At 57.5% G+C, this 17,877-nt stretch carries 13 protein-coding genes; 3 read left to right on the top strand and 10 right to left on the bottom strand.

The features are described from left to right. Positions 1-4: 4 nt before the first annotated feature. From feoB to greB, 4 genes are all read right to left on the bottom strand, one after another. Complete coding sequence (feoB, locus tag V1572_RS01230; RefSeq protein ID WP_048027698.1) at positions 5-2,323, bottom strand: Fe(2+) transporter permease subunit FeoB; 2,319 nt, start codon at positions 2,321-2,323, stop codon at positions 5-7. 30 nt (positions 2,324-2,353) lie between these two features. Beyond that, on the bottom strand, positions 2,354-2,581 hold the full coding sequence (feoA, locus tag V1572_RS01225; RefSeq protein ID WP_008503050.1) for a ferrous iron transporter A: 228 nt from the start codon (positions 2,579-2,581) through the stop codon (positions 2,354-2,356). 319 nt (positions 2,582-2,900) lie between these two features. Continuing rightward, positions 2,901-5,231 (bottom strand): Tex family protein, encoded by a 2,331-nt coding sequence (locus V1572_RS01220; RefSeq protein ID WP_025910299.1) that lies wholly within the window; start codon positions 5,229-5,231, stop codon positions 2,901-2,903. An 88-nt stretch (positions 5,232-5,319) separates the two neighbouring features. Continuing rightward, entirely contained in the window at positions 5,320-5,793 is a 474-nt protein-coding gene (greB, locus tag V1572_RS01215) for a transcription elongation factor GreB (protein WP_008503048.1), read from the bottom strand. Between the two features lie 228 nt (positions 5,794-6,021). Between greB and ompR the strand changes: the two genes are divergently transcribed. Together ompR and envZ are read left to right on the top strand one after the other, a co-directional pair. Further along, positions 6,022-6,741: a two-component system response regulator OmpR gene (gene ompR, locus V1572_RS01210; RefSeq protein WP_001157751.1), complete on the top strand. Its 720-nt coding sequence runs from the start codon at positions 6,022-6,024 to the stop codon at positions 6,739-6,741. After that, a complete protein-coding gene (gene envZ / locus V1572_RS01205) occupies positions 6,738-8,084 on the top strand; it encodes a two-component system sensor histidine kinase EnvZ (protein ID WP_008503047.1) in 1,347 nt (448 codons plus the stop codon). The genes ompR and envZ overlap by 4 nt, the downstream gene beginning before the upstream one ends. A 66-nt stretch (positions 8,085-8,150) precedes the next feature. Here envZ and pckA read toward each other — a convergent pair whose 3' ends face one another. The 5 genes from pckA to V1572_RS01180 all read right to left on the bottom strand — a co-directional run bounded on the left by pckA (position 8,151) and on the right by V1572_RS01180 (position 14,317). Continuing rightward, positions 8,151-9,770, bottom strand: a complete 1,620-nt coding sequence (gene pckA, locus V1572_RS01200; RefSeq protein WP_048226358.1) for a phosphoenolpyruvate carboxykinase (ATP) — start codon at positions 9,768-9,770, stop codon at positions 8,151-8,153. Positions 9,771-10,130: 360 nt separating this feature from the next. Next, the gene (gene hslO, locus V1572_RS01195) at positions 10,131-11,009 is read right to left on the bottom strand and encodes an Hsp33 family molecular chaperone HslO (RefSeq protein WP_023309492.1); all 879 of its coding nucleotides are present in this window, start codon (positions 11,007-11,009) and stop codon (positions 10,131-10,133) included. A 24-nt stretch (positions 11,010-11,033) separates the two neighbouring features. Then, the gene (gene hslR, locus V1572_RS01190) at positions 11,034-11,435 is read right to left on the bottom strand and encodes a ribosome-associated heat shock protein Hsp15 (protein WP_063622743.1); all 402 of its coding nucleotides are present in this window, start codon (positions 11,433-11,435) and stop codon (positions 11,034-11,036) included. Beyond that, on the bottom strand, positions 11,432-12,115 hold the full coding sequence (yrfG, locus tag V1572_RS01185) for a GMP/IMP nucleotidase (protein ID WP_048027692.1): 684 nt from the start codon (positions 12,113-12,115) through the stop codon (positions 11,432-11,434). The genes hslR and yrfG overlap by 4 nt, the downstream gene beginning before the upstream one ends. Positions 12,116-12,181: 66 nt before the next feature. Continuing rightward, a complete protein-coding gene (locus tag V1572_RS01180) occupies positions 12,182-14,317 on the bottom strand; it encodes an intracellular growth attenuator family protein (protein ID WP_045909339.1) in 2,136 nt (711 codons plus the stop codon). 324 nt (positions 14,318-14,641) lie between these two features. Between V1572_RS01180 and nudE the strand changes: the two genes are divergently transcribed. Continuing rightward, the gene (gene nudE / locus V1572_RS01175; protein WP_008503041.1) at positions 14,642-15,202 is read left to right on the top strand and encodes an ADP compounds hydrolase NudE; all 561 of its coding nucleotides are present in this window, start codon (positions 14,642-14,644) and stop codon (positions 15,200-15,202) included. An 80-nt stretch (positions 15,203-15,282) separates the two neighbouring features. Here nudE and mrcA read toward each other — a convergent pair whose 3' ends face one another. After that, positions 15,283-17,835 (bottom strand): peptidoglycan glycosyltransferase/peptidoglycan DD-transpeptidase MrcA, encoded by a 2,553-nt coding sequence (gene mrcA, locus V1572_RS01170; protein ID WP_045909338.1) that lies wholly within the window; start codon positions 17,833-17,835, stop codon positions 15,283-15,285. Positions 17,836-17,877 lie beyond the last annotated feature (42 nt).

The raw sequence follows: 17,877 nt of genomic DNA, 5'->3' as shown, positions 1-17,877 counted from the left end.
CTCCTTAGTGACAGTCGCCCGCCGGGCTGTTGCAGCAGGTTGCGGCGGTTTTACGGTTTGCCAGCAGGTCGATGTCGACGCGGCTGCGTGCCCGCCGCAGCAGACCGAGAACGACCACGTTGAACAGCACAACCGCAAGAATGCAGACCAGGCTGTAGCGTGGGTGCTGGCTGAAGTTAACGGTTTGATAGAACAGCGTCGCCAGCGAGTAGGCAATGTTTAACCCCCACAGGATGGAGAACCCCATCCAGCCGCGGCTGGACTCGCGGGCAATCGCCCCCATCACGGAGATGCACGGAATATAGAGCAGAACGAAGATGAGATAGCTGTAGGCCGCGGACGCGCTGCCAAATTTCTCGCCCATCACGCCCATGGCACCGGTCGCCATTTCGCCATCGCCTTTGCTGGCCTCAATCGGGTTCGCCAGCACGCTCAGGCTGAAGGTGTCTTTCAGGCTCTGCCAGGTTTCCTCTACGGCACCCAGCAGCTCATCACCGAGATGAAACTCAGCCGGGTTAAATTCCTGCTCCTGAATGTTCTCGGCGGTGTAGAGCGTATTCAGGGTACCGACAACCACCTCTTTTGCCATCGCGCCGGTAAACAGGCCGACGGTTGCCTGCCAGTTATCCTCATGCACGCCAATCGGTTTGAAGACCGGCGTGATGACGCGGCTGACGGAGGCGAGGGCAGAGTCGTTAATGTTATCCGCTGCCTGTCCACTCAGGGTGAAGCTGTTCAGGGCGCTCAGGAAAACGCTGACGATGACAATCACCTTACCGGCGCGCAGGACGAAGCCTTTCAGACGCTGCCAGGTCTGGATCGCCAGGCTTTTCAGATGGGGGACGTGGTACACCGGCAGCTCCATCACGAACGGTGACGCCTCACCGCGCATGATGGTGTGCTTGAGCATTAAACCGGTCAGGATCGCCATCACGATGCCCAGGACATACAGCGAGAAGACCGCCAGCGCGCCCTGCTGGCCAAAGAAGGCTGCCGCAAAGACAGCAAAGATTGCCAGGCGGGCACCGCAGGACATAAACGGCGCCATCATAATGGTCATCAGACGTTCACGCGGTGCATCCAGGGTACGTGCGCCCATCACCGACGGCACGTTACAGCCGAAGCCGACGATCAGCGGGACGAAGGATTTACCCGGCAGGCCCAGCGCCTGCATCAGACGATCCATCACGAACGCCGCGCGCGCCATGTAGCCGGAATCTTCCAGGAACGAGAGGAACAGGTACATCATGCCGATCTGCGGCACCAGCGGCAGAACGGTATTGATACCGCCGCCGATCCCCTGCGCGAGGAAGATGGTGAGCCATTCCGGGAAGTGCAGGGTGTAACCCACCCACTGGATCCCGTGGACGAAGACCGCGACGGAACCGGCGTCAAAAATCGGCTGCAGTGCACCACCGATGTTAATGGCAAGCAGGAACATCACGTACATCACCAGCAGGAAGATGGGCAAACCGAGGAAGCGGTTAAGCACAATCTTATCCACTGCCGCCGTAAAGCGGCTGGGTTCCGCCGTCAGCGCGTTACTGACCACGTCGCAAATCGAGGCGATGGCCTGGTAACGGGCATCGGCGATGTGCAGCGCCGGGTCGTCCAGCTCGTCGCTAAGACGGGCCACCGTTACGTCCAGCTTATCGGCCGCATGCCCGGCGTAAGCGCGGCTGTAGATATCCCCTTCCAGCATCTGCAGGCCAAGCCACAGACGCTGTTTCGCAGGCATAGCGTTATCCATCTCCTGCGCCAGCACGTTGGCTTCACGCAGGAGAGGCTGCGCGTAATGCACCAGCTCAACGTCGCGATTTCCCGCGTGACGGTCAATGGCCAGCTTCAGCGCATCAATACCGCGCGCGCGCGTCGAGACCAGCGGAACGACCGGGCACCCCAGGCGCGCGGAGAGGGCATCGACGTCGATGCGCAGCTTTTGTTTCTCTGCGATATCGAGCATGTTGAGCGCCACGATGCAGGGGATACCCAGCTCCAGCAGCTGCAGCGTCAGATAAAGGTTACGCTCGAGGTTTGAGGCGTCGACCACGTTGATCAGCAGATCCGCGTCGCCGCCAAGAATATAGTGACAGGCGATTTGCTCATCGAGCGAGGTTTGCGACGAAATGGTGGTTAAGGAGTAGGTGCCGGGAAGGTCAACCAGCGTCACCTGGTTGTCTGTCGTCGTGAACTGGCCCTCTTTACGTTCAACCGTCACGCCCGCCCAGTTGCCCACGCGCTGGCGAGCCCCGGTCAACTGGTTAAAAAGCGTGGTCTTGCCGGAATTAGGATTGCCAATTAAGCCAATAGTTAACTTTTTCATTTTTTTAGACTCACTGAAACCGCTGGCTTGTTATCGGGATAAGGCTTCGACTTCTATTAACGCGAGGTCTTTTTTACGCAGGACCAGATTCACGCGTCGGGTTTCGATATGAACCGGATCGCCTAACGGCGCCACGCGTACGACCTGGAATGACGAACCGGGCAGCATGCCCAGCGACAGCAGCTTCTGCCGATAGGCCGGGCTAATTTCGCGGGTAAAACCGGTAATCTTCCATGCACTGTCTGGAGTGAATTGCATAACGCCTGATTCCACGAAAGGTTAAATTATCTACTATGCGATGATAATGAGAATAGTTTTTATCAGCAATATTAAAACTGTGACGGAATGTTGTTTGCGATATTAATTTACGGCCTTTTTGACCTTGCTCAATATTTGCTGAAATGCCGGGAAAACGAAAAGCGGAGTATTTGTTAACGGGGTGATAATTCGCGGTTTAAATATGGCTACACACTATTTATTTTAATTTCCTGCGGCCTGCTTGCCGGGCGGCACTGCGTTTGCCCGGCCTACAAAACCGTAGGCCCGGTAAGCGCAGCGCCACCGGGCATTTATGACCTTAGCGTTTTTTACCCATCGCGGCCGCCAGCGCATCCATCATCGCGCTGTTGCCTGCAGGCTGGGCATCACGTCCACGCGGTTTTGCCGCTTTCGCGGCCGGACGCTGCTGCTCGCGGCCCCCACCGTTGCCGCCGCGGCGCGCGTTGGTGTCACCCGGCTGCTCGTCCAGACGCATGGTGAGCGCGATACGCTTGCGCTGCAGGTCCACTTCCAGCACTTTGACCTTCACGATGTCGCCCGCTTTGACCACGGTGTGCGGGTCTTCAACGAACTTGTCGGCAAGGGATGAGATATGGACCAGGCCATCCTGATGCACGCCGATATCCACGAACGCGCCAAAGTTGGTGACGTTAGTCACCGCACCTTCCAGCACCATGCCTGGCAGCAGGTCGTTCATGGTCTCGATACCGTCAGCAAAGGTCGCGGTTTTGAACTCAGGACGCGGATCGCGGCCCGGTTTTTCCAGCTCTTTGATAATGTCGGTAACGGTTGGCACACCAAATTTGTCGTCGGTGAAATCGACGGCTTTCAGGTTGCGCAGGGCGCTGCTGTCGCCCATGAGATCTTTCAGCGCCTGCTGGGTAGCGGCCAGGATGCGTTCCACCACCGGATACGCTTCCGGGTGAACGGTGGAGGCATCGAGCGGGTTATCGCCGTGGTTGATGCGCAGGAAGCCCGCGCACTGCTCAAACGCTTTTGGCCCCAGACGGCTTACCTTCAGCAGCTGCTGACGGTTCTGGAACTGGCCGTTCTCGTCGCGCCAGGCGACGATGTTCTGCGCCATCATGCGGGTTAAGCCCGCCACGCGGGTCAGCAGAGGAACGGAGGCGGTGTTCAGGTCAACGCCAACGGCGTTTACGCAGTCTTCCACGACCGCATCCAGCTTGCGCGCCAGCTGAGTCTGGCTCACGTCGTGCTGATACTGGCCCACGCCGATCGATTTCGGATCGATCTTCACCAGTTCCGCCAGCGGATCCTGCAGACGGCGAGCGATCGAGACCGCGCCGCGCAGGGAAACATCCAGGTCCGGGAACTCCTGTGCCGCCAGCTCGGACGCGGAGTAGACGGATGCCCCGGCCTCGCTGACGATCACTTTCTGTGCCGTCACTTTCGGGAACTGCTTCTGCACGTCGAGATAGAAACGCTCGGTTTCGCGGGACGCCGTACCGTTGCCGATGGCGACCAGCTCGACGTTGTATTTTTCGCACAGCGCCGCCACCACGACGGCCGCTTTCGCTGCCTGGCCGGTGTGCGGATAGATGGTGTCGGTGGCGACCAGCTTGCCGGTGCCGTCAACGACAGCGACTTTTACACCGGTACGCAGACCCGGATCGAGACCCATGGTCGCGCGCAGGCCAGCAGGGGCGGCCATCAGCAGGTCGTGCAGGTTGCGGGCGAAGACGTTAATCGCTTCATCTTCAGCACGTTCGCGCACGGTGCCCATCAGCTCGGTTTCGAGGTGCATCAGCACCTTGATGCGCCAGGTCCAGCTCACCACGCCTTTACGCCAGCTGTCAGCCGGGGCGTTGTTCAGGCGCAGACCGAGATGGTCGATGATGATCTGCTCGCAGTGGCTCTCTTTCGGCGGCTCGTCAAACTGCGGGTCGGCGTTCAGGGAGAGCTGCAGCACGCCTTCGTTGCGGCCGCGGAACATTGCCAGCGCGCGGTGGGAAGGGGTGGTGGAAATCGGTTCGTGGTGATCGAAGTAGTCGCGGAATTTCGCGCCTTCTTCCTCTTTACCCGCGACGACGGTAGAGACGATGTGGGCGTTCTTCCACAGGTAATCACGCACTTTGGCGAGCAGGGCAGCGTCTTCGGCGAAGCGCTCCATCAGAATATAGCGCGCGCCGTCAAGGGCGGCCTTGGTGTCCGCTACGCCTTTGTCGGCGTCGATGAATTTCGCCGCTTCGGTATCCGGATCGTGGGACGGTTCGTTCCACAGCAGGTCGGCCAGCGGCTCAAGACCCGCTTCAATCGCTATCTGTCCGCGCGTGCGGCGCTTCGGCTTGTACGGCAGATAGAGGTCTTCGAGTTCGGTTTTGCTCAGGGTGCCATTGATAGCGCTTTCCAGTTCGCTGGTCAGCTTGCCCTGTTCGCCGATGGATTTGAGGATCGCCTGACGACGTTCTTCCAGTTCGCGCAGATAACCGAGACGGGTTTCCAGGTTACGCAGCTGCGTGTCATCCAGACCGCCGGTGACTTCCTTACGATAGCGTGCAATAAACGGCACGGTGTTCCCTTCATCAAGCAGGCGAACGGCAGCTTCTACCTGTTCGGCTCTGGCCTGAAGTTCACCCGCAATAATGCGGCAGAGCGAATCTTTCATCATGGCTTTATCATCTGTTGAGTCGAAAAAATCAGGGGATAGTTATACGGGCTGACACGGCAAAATGCCAGCCGGGGAGGGCGCTCTCGGACTATTTTACGTAGACGATCTCATTAACGTACCAGCTGGCTTCACCGGCTGGGGTCTGCACGACGGCCAGATCGCCCACTTCCTTTTTCAGCAGCGCGCGGGCCATCGGCGAGTCGATGGAGATGTAATCCTTACGACCAAAAATTTCATCGTAGCCGACAATGCGAAAGCGCAGGGTGTCACCGTCGTCGTTTTCAATCTCCACCCACGCGCCGAAGAACACTTTGCCCTCCTGCTGCGGGGAGTAATCGACAATTTTTAGATTTTCGAGGCATTTCGTCAGATAGCGTACCCGGCGGTCAATTTCGCGCAGCCGCTTCTTGTTGTACTGGTAGTCAGCGTTTTCGCTGCGATCGCCCAGGCTCGCGGCCCAGGTCACCTTTTTGGTTACCTCAGGACGCTCTTCGCGCCAGAGGAAATCCATCTCTTTTTTAAGTTTCTCGTACCCTTCGCGGGTGATCAGGGGCGTTTTCATGGTGCTGCCTTTGCTGCCGGTTCTCTGTTTTGCGCACAATACGTACCACACAGTGTAACAGACAGGATTAATAATGATTTATGTGATGAAATGAACAGATAAGCTGCTGTTAAATATGCTTTGTAACAATTTCGACTAGAATTTATACCAGAATTAACTGGTCGAATACGTGCACTTTTTTAGAATACGCTGTTACAAAGACTATCCGAACCTTTGGGAGTACACACAATGCAAGAAAACTACAAAATTCTGGTCGTGGATGACGACATGCGCCTGCGTGCGCTGCTGGAACGTTATCTGACCGAGCAGGGCTTCCAGGTTCGTAGCGTCGCGAACGCTGAGCAGATGGACCGTCTGCTGACCCGTGAATCTTTCCATCTGATGGTTCTCGACCTGATGCTGCCTGGCGAAGATGGGCTTTCTATCTGCCGCCGTCTGCGCAGCCAGAGCAACCCGATGCCGATCATCATGGTGACGGCGAAGGGCGAAGAAGTTGACCGTATCGTGGGCCTCGAAATCGGCGCCGACGACTATATTCCAAAACCGTTTAACCCGCGTGAACTGCTGGCGCGCATTCGCGCCGTACTGCGTCGTCAGGCGAACGAACTGCCGGGCGCGCCGTCGCAGGAAGAAGCCGTTATTGCCTTCGGCAAGTTCAAGCTGAACCTCGGCACGCGCGAAATGTTCCGTGAAGACGAGCCGATGCCGCTCACCAGCGGCGAGTTTGCGGTCCTGAAAGCGCTGGTCAGCCACCCGCGTGAACCGCTTTCCCGTGACAAGCTCATGAACCTGGCGCGCGGTCGCGAATACTCCGCAATGGAACGCTCTATCGACGTGCAGATCTCCCGCCTGCGCCGCATGGTAGAAGAAGATCCGGCGCATCCTCGTTATATTCAGACCGTATGGGGTCTGGGCTACGTGTTCGTCCCGGACGGCTCTAAAGCATGAGGCGAATGCGCTTCTCGCCGCGAAGCTCGTTTGCCCGCACCCTGTTACTGATCGTCACCCTGCTGTTCGTCAGCCTGGTGACGACCTACCTGGTGGTGCTGAACTTTGCGATCCTGCCGAGCCTCCAGCAGTTTAATAAGGTCCTGGCCTACGAAGTGCGTATGCTGATGACCGATAAGCTGCAGCTGGAGGACGGCACGCAGCTCGTCGTTCCCCCGGCGTTTCGTCGTGAAATCTACCGTGAACTGGGCATCTCGCTCTACTCGAATGAAGCGGCGGAAGACGCGGGCCTGCGCTGGGCGCAGCACTATGAATTCCTCAGCCAGCAGATGGCGCAACAGCTGGGTGGCCCGACGGAAGTGCGCGTTGAGGTCAACAAAAGCTCGCCCGTCGTCTGGCTGAAAACCTGGCTGTCACCCAACATCTGGGTGCGCGTCCCGCTGACCGAAATCCATCAGGGCGATTTCTCGCCGCTGTTCCGCTATACCCTGGCGATCATGCTGCTGGCGATAGGTGGGGCCTGGCTGTTTATCCGTATACAGAACCGACCGCTGGTCGACCTGGAGCACGCTGCGCTGCAGGTCGGTAAAGGCATTATTCCTCCTCCGCTGCGCGAGTATGGCGCCTCGGAAGTCCGCTCGGTGACGCGTGCGTTTAACCATATGGCGGCAGGCGTGAAGCAGCTGGCGGATGACCGTACGCTGCTGATGGCGGGCGTGAGCCATGACCTGCGCACCCCCCTGACGCGTATCCGTCTGGCGACGGAGATGATGGGAGAAGAGGACGGTTATCTCGCCGAGTCCATCAACAAGGATATCGAAGAGTGCAACGCCATCATCGAGCAGTTCATCGACTACCTGCGCACCGGTCAGGAGATGCCGATGGAGATGGCGGATCTGAACGCGGTGCTGGGCGAAGTGGTGGCGGCGGAAAGCGGCTACGAGCGCGAGATTGATACCGACCTTCAGGCGGGCGAGATCCAGGTACGCATGCACCCGCTCTCCATTAAGCGCGCGGTGGCCAACATGGTGGTTAACGCGGCGCGCTACGGCAACGGCTGGATTAAGGTCAGCAGCGGCTCTGAACTCAACCGCGCCTGGTTCCAGGTGGAAGACGACGGTCCGGGCATCAAGCCCGAGCAGCGTAAGCATCTGTTCCAGCCGTTTGTACGCGGCGACAGCGCGCGCAGCACCAGCGGTACAGGCTTAGGCCTGGCGATTGTGCAGCGTATTGTGGATAACCATAACGGGTTGCTGGAGATTGGTACCAGCGAGCGGGGTGGGTTGAGCATTCGCGCCTGGTTGCCGGTTCCGGTGACGCGGGGGCAGGTGAAAGAGAGTTGAAAAAAGGGTGGCACGAGCCACCCTTTTTTACAGGTCGGGTAAGGCGAAGCCGCCACCCGACATGGACTACAGTTTTGGACCCGCACTCACCAGCGCAGCACCCGCCGGGGTATCGGTGTACTTCTCGAAGTTCTCGATAAACAGCTTCGCCAGCGATTCCGCTTTCTCACGCCACTGCTCCGGCGAACCGTACGTATTGCGCGGGTCGAGGATATGCGTATCCACACCCGGCAGCGACGTTGGGATCGCCAGATCAAACATCGGCAGCGTGAAGGTTTCGGCGTCGTCCAGAGAACCATCCAGAATGGCGTCGATAATGGCGCGGGTATCTTTGATGGAGATACGTTTGCCGGTGCCGTTCCAGCCGGTGTTCACCAGGTATGCCTGCGCGCCGGATGCCTGCATGCGTTTCACCAGCACTTCAGCGTACTGCGTCGGGTGCAGCGACAGGAAGGCTGCGCCGAAGCAGGCGGAGAAGGTTGGGGTTGGCTCCGTCACGCCGCGCTCGGTACCCGCCAGCTTGGCGGTGAAACCGGAAAGGAAGTGGTACTGCGTCTGGCTGGCCGTCAGGCGAGACACCGGAGGCAGCACGCCGAACGCATCCGCCGTCAGGAAAATAACCTTCGTGGCATGACCCGCTTTCGACACCGGCTTCACGATATTGTCGATGTGGTAAATCGGATAAGAGACGCGGGTGTTTTCTGTTTTCGACGCATCGTCGAAGTCGATGGAGCCGTCGGCACGCACGGTGACGTTTTCCAGCAGCGCATCGCGACGGATCGCGTGGAAGATATCCGGCTCAGCCTCTTCAGACAGGCGAATGGTCTTCGCGTAGCAGCCGCCTTCAAAGTTGAATACGCCGTCGTCATCCCAGCCGTGTTCGTCATCACCAATCAGACGACGTTTTGGATCGGTAGACAGGGTGGTTTTCCCGGTGCCGGAAAGGCCGAAGAAGACCGCCACGTCGCCTTTTTCACCGACGTTAGCCGAGCAGTGCATGGAGGCGATGCCCCGCAGCGGCAGCAGGTAGTTCATGACCGAGAACATCCCTTTCTTCATTTCGCCGCCGTACCAGGTACCGCCGATCAGCTGGATACGCTCGGTCAGGTTGAAGGCAATAAAGTTTTCGGAGTTCAGACCCTGCTCTTTCCACTGTGGGTTGGTGCATTTCGCGCCGTTCATCACGATGAAATCAGGGGTGAAGTTCTGCAGCTCTTCGTCGGTTGGACGGATAAACATGTTTTTCACGAAATGCGCCTGCCAGGCCACTTCGGTGATAAAACGTACGGAGAGACGGGTGTCGGCGTTAGCGCCGCAGAAAGCGTCGACAATAAACAAACGCTTGCCGGAAAGTTGATGGGTGACGAGCCCTTTCAGGTGCTGCCAGGTTTCCGGAGAGAGCGGTTTGTTGTCGTTCTTCCCTTTGCCCTTGTCAGCCCACCACAGCGTATCGCGGGTGGTTTCGTCTCGGACGATATACTTATCTTTCGGCGAACGACCGGTAAAGATACCGGTATCGACGGCGATAGCACCAAGATTCGTCAACACACCGCGCTCGTATCCTTCCAGTGCTGGATTGAGCTCTTCCTGATACAGCGTATCGTAGTCGGGGTTGTAGACGACTTCCTGGACGTCGTGAATACCATAAGCCTTGAGATCTTGCGGGGTTAAACCAGTAACACGCATATCACTGCTCCTTAGCCAATATGTACTGCCTGAAATTGTAGGGTTTTTCTGAGGTTGTTTACCGCGACGGGGCTCATAGATTCACGCATCTGGACAAAACCCTTACTAACGGAAAACGCTGCGACTCCAGTCACAGCGCAGGCGGATTATCGCAGGAATCGCTTTTTGGTTGGGGAAAATGTTCCGAAAAGGTTAAAGGCTGGTGATTTTATCGGAAAGAATGTGAATGTAATCGCATACACGTAAGAAAATTACGTAAGAGTTACATTGGGAAAACGATTCAGCTTGGGTGGTTTTTTTTGCCCCTCAACCCAGCCCTCTCCCCTTTGGGGAGAAGGTTAAGGTGAGGGGAAGAGAGGTTTAGTGAACCTGCGGATCCGCCGGGGAGGCGTTATTGCGGATCTCAGCGATATCCATCGAATTGAACACATAGTGCGTACCGCAGTAGTCACAGTGCATATCAATTTCGCCGTCTTCCGCCATGATGCTGTCGATCTCTTCATCCGGCAGGGTTTTCAGTGCGCCAGCGCAGCGCTCGCGGGAGCAGGTGCACTTAAACTCTACAGACTGCGGGTCGTAGACGGTCACTTCTTCTTCGTGGTACAGACGCCACAGCACGTCGGTCGCCGACAGGTTGAACAGTTCTTCCGCTTTGATGGTTTCGGTCAGCGTCGCCAGGTGCTCAAAATCATTGGTCTGCGCGTCCTGCGCAGGCAGAACCTGCAGCAGCATCCCGCCCGCAGCAGGCTGGCCGTCCACTTCACCGGTGCGGATGAACAGGCGCGTCGGCAACTGTTCAGAACGCATGAAGTAATCTTCCAGGCAGGCTGCGAGGGTATCGCCTTCCAGACCCACCACGCCCTGATAGCGCTCACCTTCCTCTGGGGAGATGGTGATCACCAGGTAGCCATTACCCACCAGCGTTTTGAGGTCAGCATTCTCAGGCACGTCGCCCTGAACGCGCGCCACGCCGCGCATCTGCTGCTGGTTATTGCCGTTGATGACCGCCAGCGTCATCGGGCCGTCACCCTGCAGCTGCACGGTGATATCACCGGCAAATTTCAGCGTCGCCGTCAGCAGGCTGGTGGCAACCAGCAGTTCGCCCAACAGGGTCTTCACCGGCAGCGGGTAGTTGTGGTTTTCCAGAATCTGTTTCCAGGTTTCGGATACGGTGACCAGCTCGCCGCGCACGGCGAATTGTTCAAACAGATAGCGGTGTAATTGGTCGTGTTGGGCCATAATAGTCTCTCGTGCAGGTGAGGGTTACTCGGTCTCACCGTGTTTAAATTTCATCAGATCGCGGCGCTCTTTTTTGTCCGGTCGCCGGTCCGGGTGGGGCATGGTCAGCGCATTCATTTTGCGCGCCAGCGCGGTCTTCTCGCGCTTTTCTATGCTTTCCGCCGTCTCTTCATAAAGCAGTACGGCTTCGGCTGCGGGCCGTCGTTGTTCGGTAATGGCTTTAATCACTACCGTACGTTCATCGTTGCCCTGACGCAGCGTTAAGGTGGCATTCAGCTCAACCAGCTTGCTTGGTTTGCTGCGCTGGCCGTTGTAATGCACTTTTCCGCCGTCAATCATCTCGCGGGCAAGGGCGCGCGTCTTATAAAAACGCGCCGCCCACAGCCATTTATCCAGTCTTACCCCGTCAGAGGGTTTTTCTTTCATGGCCTCTCCTTCACGGTCAGTGAGGGGATCATCTGGCGATAGTCGTTCAGTCCCGGATGGCGCAGATAGCTTTTTTCAGCCAGGCCAGAGTCAGGATTGGTGACGCCCAGACAATAGCGAATGCCAAACTTAGCCGCGGAATCCAGAATGGGTTCACTGTCATCAATGAACAGCGTGCGTTCCGGCTGCAAACCCGTCTCTTCCTTCACCGCATGCCACAACCGCTGATCCTCTTTCGGATAACCAAATGTGTGGGTGGAAAGTAATAAATCAAGGTGTGATGCCAGACCCGTATGCTCCAGCTTCACGGCCAGGTTATGGGGATGCGCGTTGGTCAGCAAAATGCGGCGCTTGCCGCTTGCTTTCAGCGCGTCCAGGAACGGAACCGTATCCTCGCGCAGCACGGCGCGTGGACCCTGGGCGGTGGTCATGGCACAAATATCCAGACCGAGGCGCTCGCTCCAGTAGTCAAGACAGTACCAGTTTAGCGTATGTTGCACGGCACTATATTGCGAACGAATGAATGCCTGCGCTTCTGCCGGGGAGATCCCCTGCTGCTCGCCATAGGTTTCTGGAACCAGCGTTTGCCAGAAATAGTTATCAAAGGCGAGATCGAGCAGCGTGCCGTCCATATCCAGCAGAACGGTATCAACCTCCTGCCAGGCGATATCAAGATGCATAAGGGGAACTCCAGCCAGAAGAAACGTGCGCGACAGGGTAGCACATCTTGTCGCGCAACGACGTTATCAGATCAGGCTCTCAGAGGAGGGGATCAGCTTAGGATTGAGGCAGTTTTCGTAATATTGCTGGATCTCGGCAAGCCGGGTGCGCGAGCGCTGGTAGCGGCGCAGTGCCATAAAGCCGTTCCAGAAAATGGCGATTAGCATTGCGGTCATCAGCAGAGAGGTGCCGATGTAACGCCACAGCCCTGCGCTATCCGGCATCCGGTGCAGGCCGATATGGCGAGTGCCGTTGGCGTCGGTGTAGAGGCTTGTGACGATCCCTTCGGCACTGAACGGCGTTTGCATCAGCATCTGCGCCAGGCGCTGGAATTGACTCCACTGCTCCTGCGCCGGGTAGTCGTAAAGCGCAACCTGCGGGTAAGGCTGATCGACCAGGTCGCTGCCCTCATCGCTGACAATCACAAACCCGCCCGGTGCCGGGCTGTTCAGCGCCTGAGCCGCTCGGGTGGTCTCGCGCATCATGAACGGCGACGTGGAAGTGGCGACCAGGTTATCCAGCGATTCAGCGCTCACCGGACGCAGCAGCACGTTGACGCCATCCAGCCGTCCCGCTTCGGCGCGTTTCACCAGCGAGTCCCAGTCTTTACTGTTCCCCAGGTTTACCAGGGCATTTTTAAGACGTATGCACTCATCCTGCGAAGAACAGAGATCCTGCGTTTTCAGAACAATGTCACCAAAATCATCCAGCAGAACCATGCCTGATTTTTGAATGGCCGAGCGCAGCGCGGGGCTGACGCGCGAATCATCGTCCGGTTTCGGATGCAGCTGGCGGTTAACCGTCTGGGTAAGGGCCGTGGCTTTATTCACCACTTCGGATTCCGGCAGCGGCAGCGGCGGTGCGTCGTTCCAGATAATTTGCGAGCAATCAAACGGCATGAACGGTGAGTTCTGGCGCGTGTTCCACGCCCCCGGCGTGTGAATATTACACATCCCGGTTCCCTTCAGGCGCAGCGTGTCCCCCACGCGGACACCGGCTTCATCCAGCTTGTTGACGCTGGTCGCTTCAATGGTTTGCGCCCCTTTGATCCACGACAGGGTGAATTTGATGGGCATATCCAGCGGCACGAAAAGCAGCAGCATGACTAAGACCAGCGCCGCGCCTCCGGCAATGACCGTGCTGCGAAGCCAGTGCTGAAGCGGGAAATTTTTCACTTCATCATGCAGGGATAAGAAGCGCCCCTGACGCACAACGTGGCGGTCAAGGTAGATATCAATATCGGTTTTCTGGCCCAGATCCTGCGCAATCCACGGTTGCCAGTGGCGCGGGTAGATCAGGTCAATAATTCCGAGCGAGATATTGTTGAGGTGTTCCTGATCGTTTTCACCGAACAGACCCCAGCGCTTTGGCGTACCGCGCAGGCAGTGGATCTCGCGCAACGAGGTTTTGGCCGGTGGAGCAAAGAGCCCCCAAAGTCCGCCCGCCAGCAGCAGCACCGCACCGCCCGCCAGCCAGGGGACAAACACATCCGGCGTCAGCAGGCAGATAAAAAAGAGCAGGAAAGCGGCGACGATCAGCAGAGCTTCACGAATACCGTCCGGTCGGCTCAGGGCGTACTCTTCATGGGTTTCCTGGCGAATGTTCAGCAGTTCAATCTGCTCTGTCTCTTCGCCACGAATGGAGGCCTGCGTTGAACTGGCGCGTTCCAGCGCAAAACGCGGGGCTTCCTGAAGATATTCATTCAGCGTGTGGCCGTTAAGCGAGATAACCAGAGGCAACGAATCGGTGTGAATCAGCTCAACGCTGTTTTCGTCATTAATGTATTGCTCCCATGACGGAGGCAGATGCACTTCGACGGAATCCAGGTAATAGCGCCATTTGTTGGGGTCATCAGTAGTAATGCCGTAGCGCGTGATGGAACGCGTCACGCAGAGCACGGTGTCACTTTGCGCATTAAGCTTTAGCGCGACGGGCGCAGTGGTGGCTCCCGTTGGCCCAGGCGTGAGCTGAGAACGGTTCAGGATTTCGAGATAGTTTTCAACTGCATCGCGCTCTTCTTGCGTGAGTTTACGCGTGGTCGCGCCCGCAAATGCATTTAAAAAGGGCAGACGATAACGTCGCTGTACGCGACGCCTGTACAACCACCCTGCAACCAATGCGCCGGCCAGCATAGCAGCGAGAACAATCAAAATGGTGCTCATGCTTTCCCCATCTTACTTATCTTCTTACAGGTGTAGTCAGTAGCACCTTTACATTGAATGAGTGTCTGTGGTTGGCTATCGGCAAGTATGGAGTCGAACTTGAGCATTCTGAAGCGCATCCCAGTGACCGGTGATGATAGCAAAGCCTGTTATGGCGCGATATCAGCAAATTCCTGGAAACATTTCAACCTCTTGACATTTGTTTTGAATTGAGGATTGATCCCAAATAAGTTGCATAAATGTAAATAAAGAACAATTGACATTGCCGAAACCGTGCGGCGTATCGCACAATAACCCCAGTTCTCACTGCTAAGACCCATCAAGATGAGCAAACCACTACAAAAACCCACCATTCTGAATGTTGAAACTGTCGCCAAATCGCGCCTGTTTAATGTCGAAAGTGTGGATCTGGAGTTCAGCAACGGTGTGCGTCGCGTTTATGAACGTATGCGCCCCTCGTCGCGCGAAGCGGTGATGATTGTGCCGATTGTCGACGATCATCTGATTTTGATCCGCGAATACGCGGTGGGAACGGAATCTTACGAGCTTGGGTTCTCGAAAGGGCTTATTGACCCGGGTGAAACCGTCTTTGAAGCGGCCAACCGCGAGCTGAAAGAAGAGGTGGGCTTCGGGGCGAATGAGCTTTCATTCCTGAAAAAACTGAGCATGGCGCCGTCCTATTTTTCCAGCAAAATGAATATCGTGGTGGCGGAAGATCTCTATCCTGAATCGCTGGAAGGGGATGAGCCGGAGCCGCTGCCGCAGGTTCGCTGGCCGCTGGCGCACCTGATGGATCTGCTGGAAGACCCTGACTTTAATGAGGCTCGCAACGTGAGCGCGCTGTTCCTGGTACGGGAGTGGTTGAAGGGGCAGGGGCGACTGTAGGCCATAAAAAAAGCCGGGTGGCGGCTTCGCCTTACCCGGCCTACGATGCTTTGCCCGGTTTTTACCGGGCATTTTTATTTTTAGAACAGCTCGTGCGTTTCGCCGTTATCGATAATCTCTGTACCCACCTCGTGCACCGCCTGTGTGGTTGGCTGGGTGCCCTCAATGAAATACTCTTCGCGACTGTTACCGCCGTTGGCGAGCTGGCCCGTGCTGCGGTCGATATTGACCGTCACCACGCCCGGCGGTGGCGTCAGCGGCTGCTCCGGAACGCCTTCAAGAACGGACTTCATGTAGGCGTCCCAGGCCGGTTGCGCGCTCTTCGCGCCGCCTTCGTAGCCGGAAATCTGATCTTTAATCGCGCCGGATGCCGTGGTACGCCCTAAATCGCGGCGGTGATCGTCGAAGCCGATCCAGACCGAGGTCACCACGCCGGGACCGTAACCGGAGAACCACGCGTCTTTCGAGCTGTTGGTTGTCCCCGTTTTACCGCCGATATCATGGCGCTGCAGATCGCGCCCTGCGCGCCAGCCGGTACCCTGCCAGCCTGGCTCACCGAAGATATTGGTGTTCAGCGCGCTCTTGATCAGGAACGACAGCGGCGTGTTGATCACATGCGGGGCGTACTCCTGCGCGCCGGTCTGCGCGACCAGCGCCTGGTTCGCCTGCTCGAGCTGCGGCTGCGGCACCACGCCGTTCTGCTGCTCCTGCGACACGGCAGGGTCTTCCATGTCCTTATTCTCAAGCACCTCGGATTTCGGCGTATTGCCATAAATGACCGGAATATCGCAGTCAGGGCAGGCAATTTTCGGCTTCGCCTCGAACAGCACGCCGCCCTGATCGTTCTCGATCTTGCTGATGAAGTACGGGTCAATCAGGAAGCCGCCGTTGGCCATCACCGAGTATCCGCGCGCGACCTGAAGCGGCGTAAAGGAGGCTGAGCCTAACGCCAGCGACTCGGTGCGAACGATGTTCTGCGCCGGGAAACCGAAGCGCTGCAGATACTCTGCGGCATAGTCGACGCCCATCGCGCGCATGGCACGCACCATCACCACGTTTTTCGACTGTCCCAGACCCTGCCGAAGGCGAATCGGGCCGGCATACTCCGCAGGGGAGTTCTTCGGCTGCCAGTCGGAACCCGCACCCGCATCCCAGCGGGAGATCGGCACGTCGTTGAGGATGCTGGCGAGAGTCAGCCCCTTATCCATCGCGGCCGTGTAGAGGAACGGTTTGATATTGGAACCGACCTGACGCAGCGCCTGGGTGGCGCGGTTAAATTTACTCTGGTTGAAATCGAACCCGCCGACCAGGGCCAGTACAGCGCCGTTCTGCGGATTGATAGAAACCAGGGCCGAGTTGACGTCCGGCACCTGCGCCAGCCACCAGGATTCGCCGACCTTGCGCACCCAGATTTGCTGCCCGGTCTGTACCGCATCGGTCACTTTACGCGGCGTGGCGCCCTGAAGGGTATCCGAACGGTACGGACGCGCCCAACGGATACCGTCCATGCGCAGGGAGACGGACGTACCGTCCGCGAGCGTTGCAACGGCTTCCTGAGGATCGGCCTGCGTCACCACCGCAGGAAGGAGCGGACCGTAGGTAGGCAGCGCTCTCAGCGTACTGGTGATTTTTTTGCTGTCCCACGCGCTTTCGCCCACCTTCCAGAGCACGTTTGACGGGCCGCGATAGCCGTGACGCATATCGTAGTCCATCACGTTGTTGCGTACCGCTTCCTGCGCCGCCTGCTGCACTTTACGGGTGACGGTGGTGTACACGCGATAGCCATCTTCATAGGCCTTGTCGCCATAGCGATTCACCATCTCCTGGCGAACCATTTCGGTCAGGTAAGGCGCTGAGAAGGCGATCTCCGGGGCGTGGTAGTTAGCGTCAATGACGTCGTTGCGTGCCTGGTCATACTCGCTCTGGCTGATATAGCCTTCGCTCAGCATACGTGACAGGACGACGTTACGACGGGCAGTGGCGCGGTCGAGCGAGTAGAGCGGATTAAACGTGGACGGCGCTTTTGGCAAACCGGCGATGGTGGCCATTTCGCTTAAGGTGAGTTGCTCAACAGGCTTACCGAAGTACACCTGCGCGGCCGCCCCCACGCCATAGGCACGGTAGCCCAGGTAGATTTTGTTGAGGTACAGCTCAAGGATCTCGTCTTTGCTCAGCAGCTGCTCAATACGGATCGCAAGGAACACCTCTTTGATCTTACGGGTCAGCGTCTTTTCAGGGCTGAGGAAGAAGTTACGCGCCAGCTGCTGCGTAATGGTGCTCGCCCCCTGAGAGGCGTGACCTGAGAACAGCGCAATGCTCGCGGCACGGAAAATCCCTACCGGATCGACACCGTGGTGCTCGTAAAAACGGCTGTCCTCCGTGGCGATAAAGGCTTTCACCATCACCGGAGGGATTTGGTTTAAGGTCAACGGAATACGACGCTTCTCGCCATACTGCGCCATGAGCTCGCCATCGGCGCTATAGACCTGCATCGGGATCTGGAGTCGCACATCGCGAAGCGTGGCGACATCAGGTAGCTGTGGCTCAATATATTTGTACAAACCGTAAATCGAGCCTGCTCCCAGCAGAATGCAACAGACTGCAAGGATGAATAAATACTTTACGAACTTCACCGGAGATTTCCCATTTGGTTTCACTTGGGCAGTTTCTAAACA

Source organism: Enterobacter quasiroggenkampii, assembly GCF_043972695.1.
In the GTDB taxonomy this organism is placed as follows: domain Bacteria; phylum Pseudomonadota; class Gammaproteobacteria; order Enterobacterales; family Enterobacteriaceae; genus Enterobacter; species Enterobacter quasiroggenkampii.
The sequence above is the reverse complement of the archived record's forward strand: the minus strand, read 5'-3'. Positions and strand labels throughout refer to the sequence as shown.

Coding starts and splice junctions, on each gene's coding strand:
- envZ (WP_008503047.1), top strand. CDS start 6,738: ATGAGGCGAATGCGCTTCTCGCCGCGAAGCTCGTTTGCCCGCACCCTG.
- yrfG (WP_048027692.1), bottom strand. CDS start 12,115: ATGCATCTTGATATCGCCTGGCAGGAGGTTGATACCGTTCTGCTGGAT.
- pckA (WP_048226358.1), bottom strand. CDS start 9,770: ATGCGTGTTACTGGTTTAACCCCGCAAGATCTCAAGGCTTATGGTATT.
- hslR (WP_063622743.1), bottom strand. CDS start 11,435: ATGAAAGAAAAACCCTCTGACGGGGTAAGACTGGATAAATGGCTGTGG.
- V1572_RS01220 (WP_025910299.1), bottom strand. CDS start 5,231: ATGATGAAAGATTCGCTCTGCCGCATTATTGCGGGTGAACTTCAGGCC.
- hslO (WP_023309492.1), bottom strand. CDS start 11,009: ATGGCCCAACACGACCAATTACACCGCTATCTGTTTGAACAATTCGCC.
- nudE (WP_008503041.1), top strand. CDS start 14,642: ATGAGCAAACCACTACAAAAACCCACCATTCTGAATGTTGAAACTGTC.
- feoA (WP_008503050.1), bottom strand. CDS start 2,581: ATGCAATTCACTCCAGACAGTGCATGGAAGATTACCGGTTTTACCCGC.
- V1572_RS01180 (WP_045909339.1), bottom strand. CDS start 14,317: ATGAGCACCATTTTGATTGTTCTCGCTGCTATGCTGGCCGGCGCATTG.
- feoB (WP_048027698.1), bottom strand. CDS start 2,323: ATGAAAAAGTTAACTATTGGCTTAATTGGCAATCCTAATTCCGGCAAG.
- greB (WP_008503048.1), bottom strand. CDS start 5,793: ATGAAAACGCCCCTGATCACCCGCGAAGGGTACGAGAAACTTAAAAAA.
- ompR (WP_001157751.1), top strand. CDS start 6,022: ATGCAAGAAAACTACAAAATTCTGGTCGTGGATGACGACATGCGCCTG.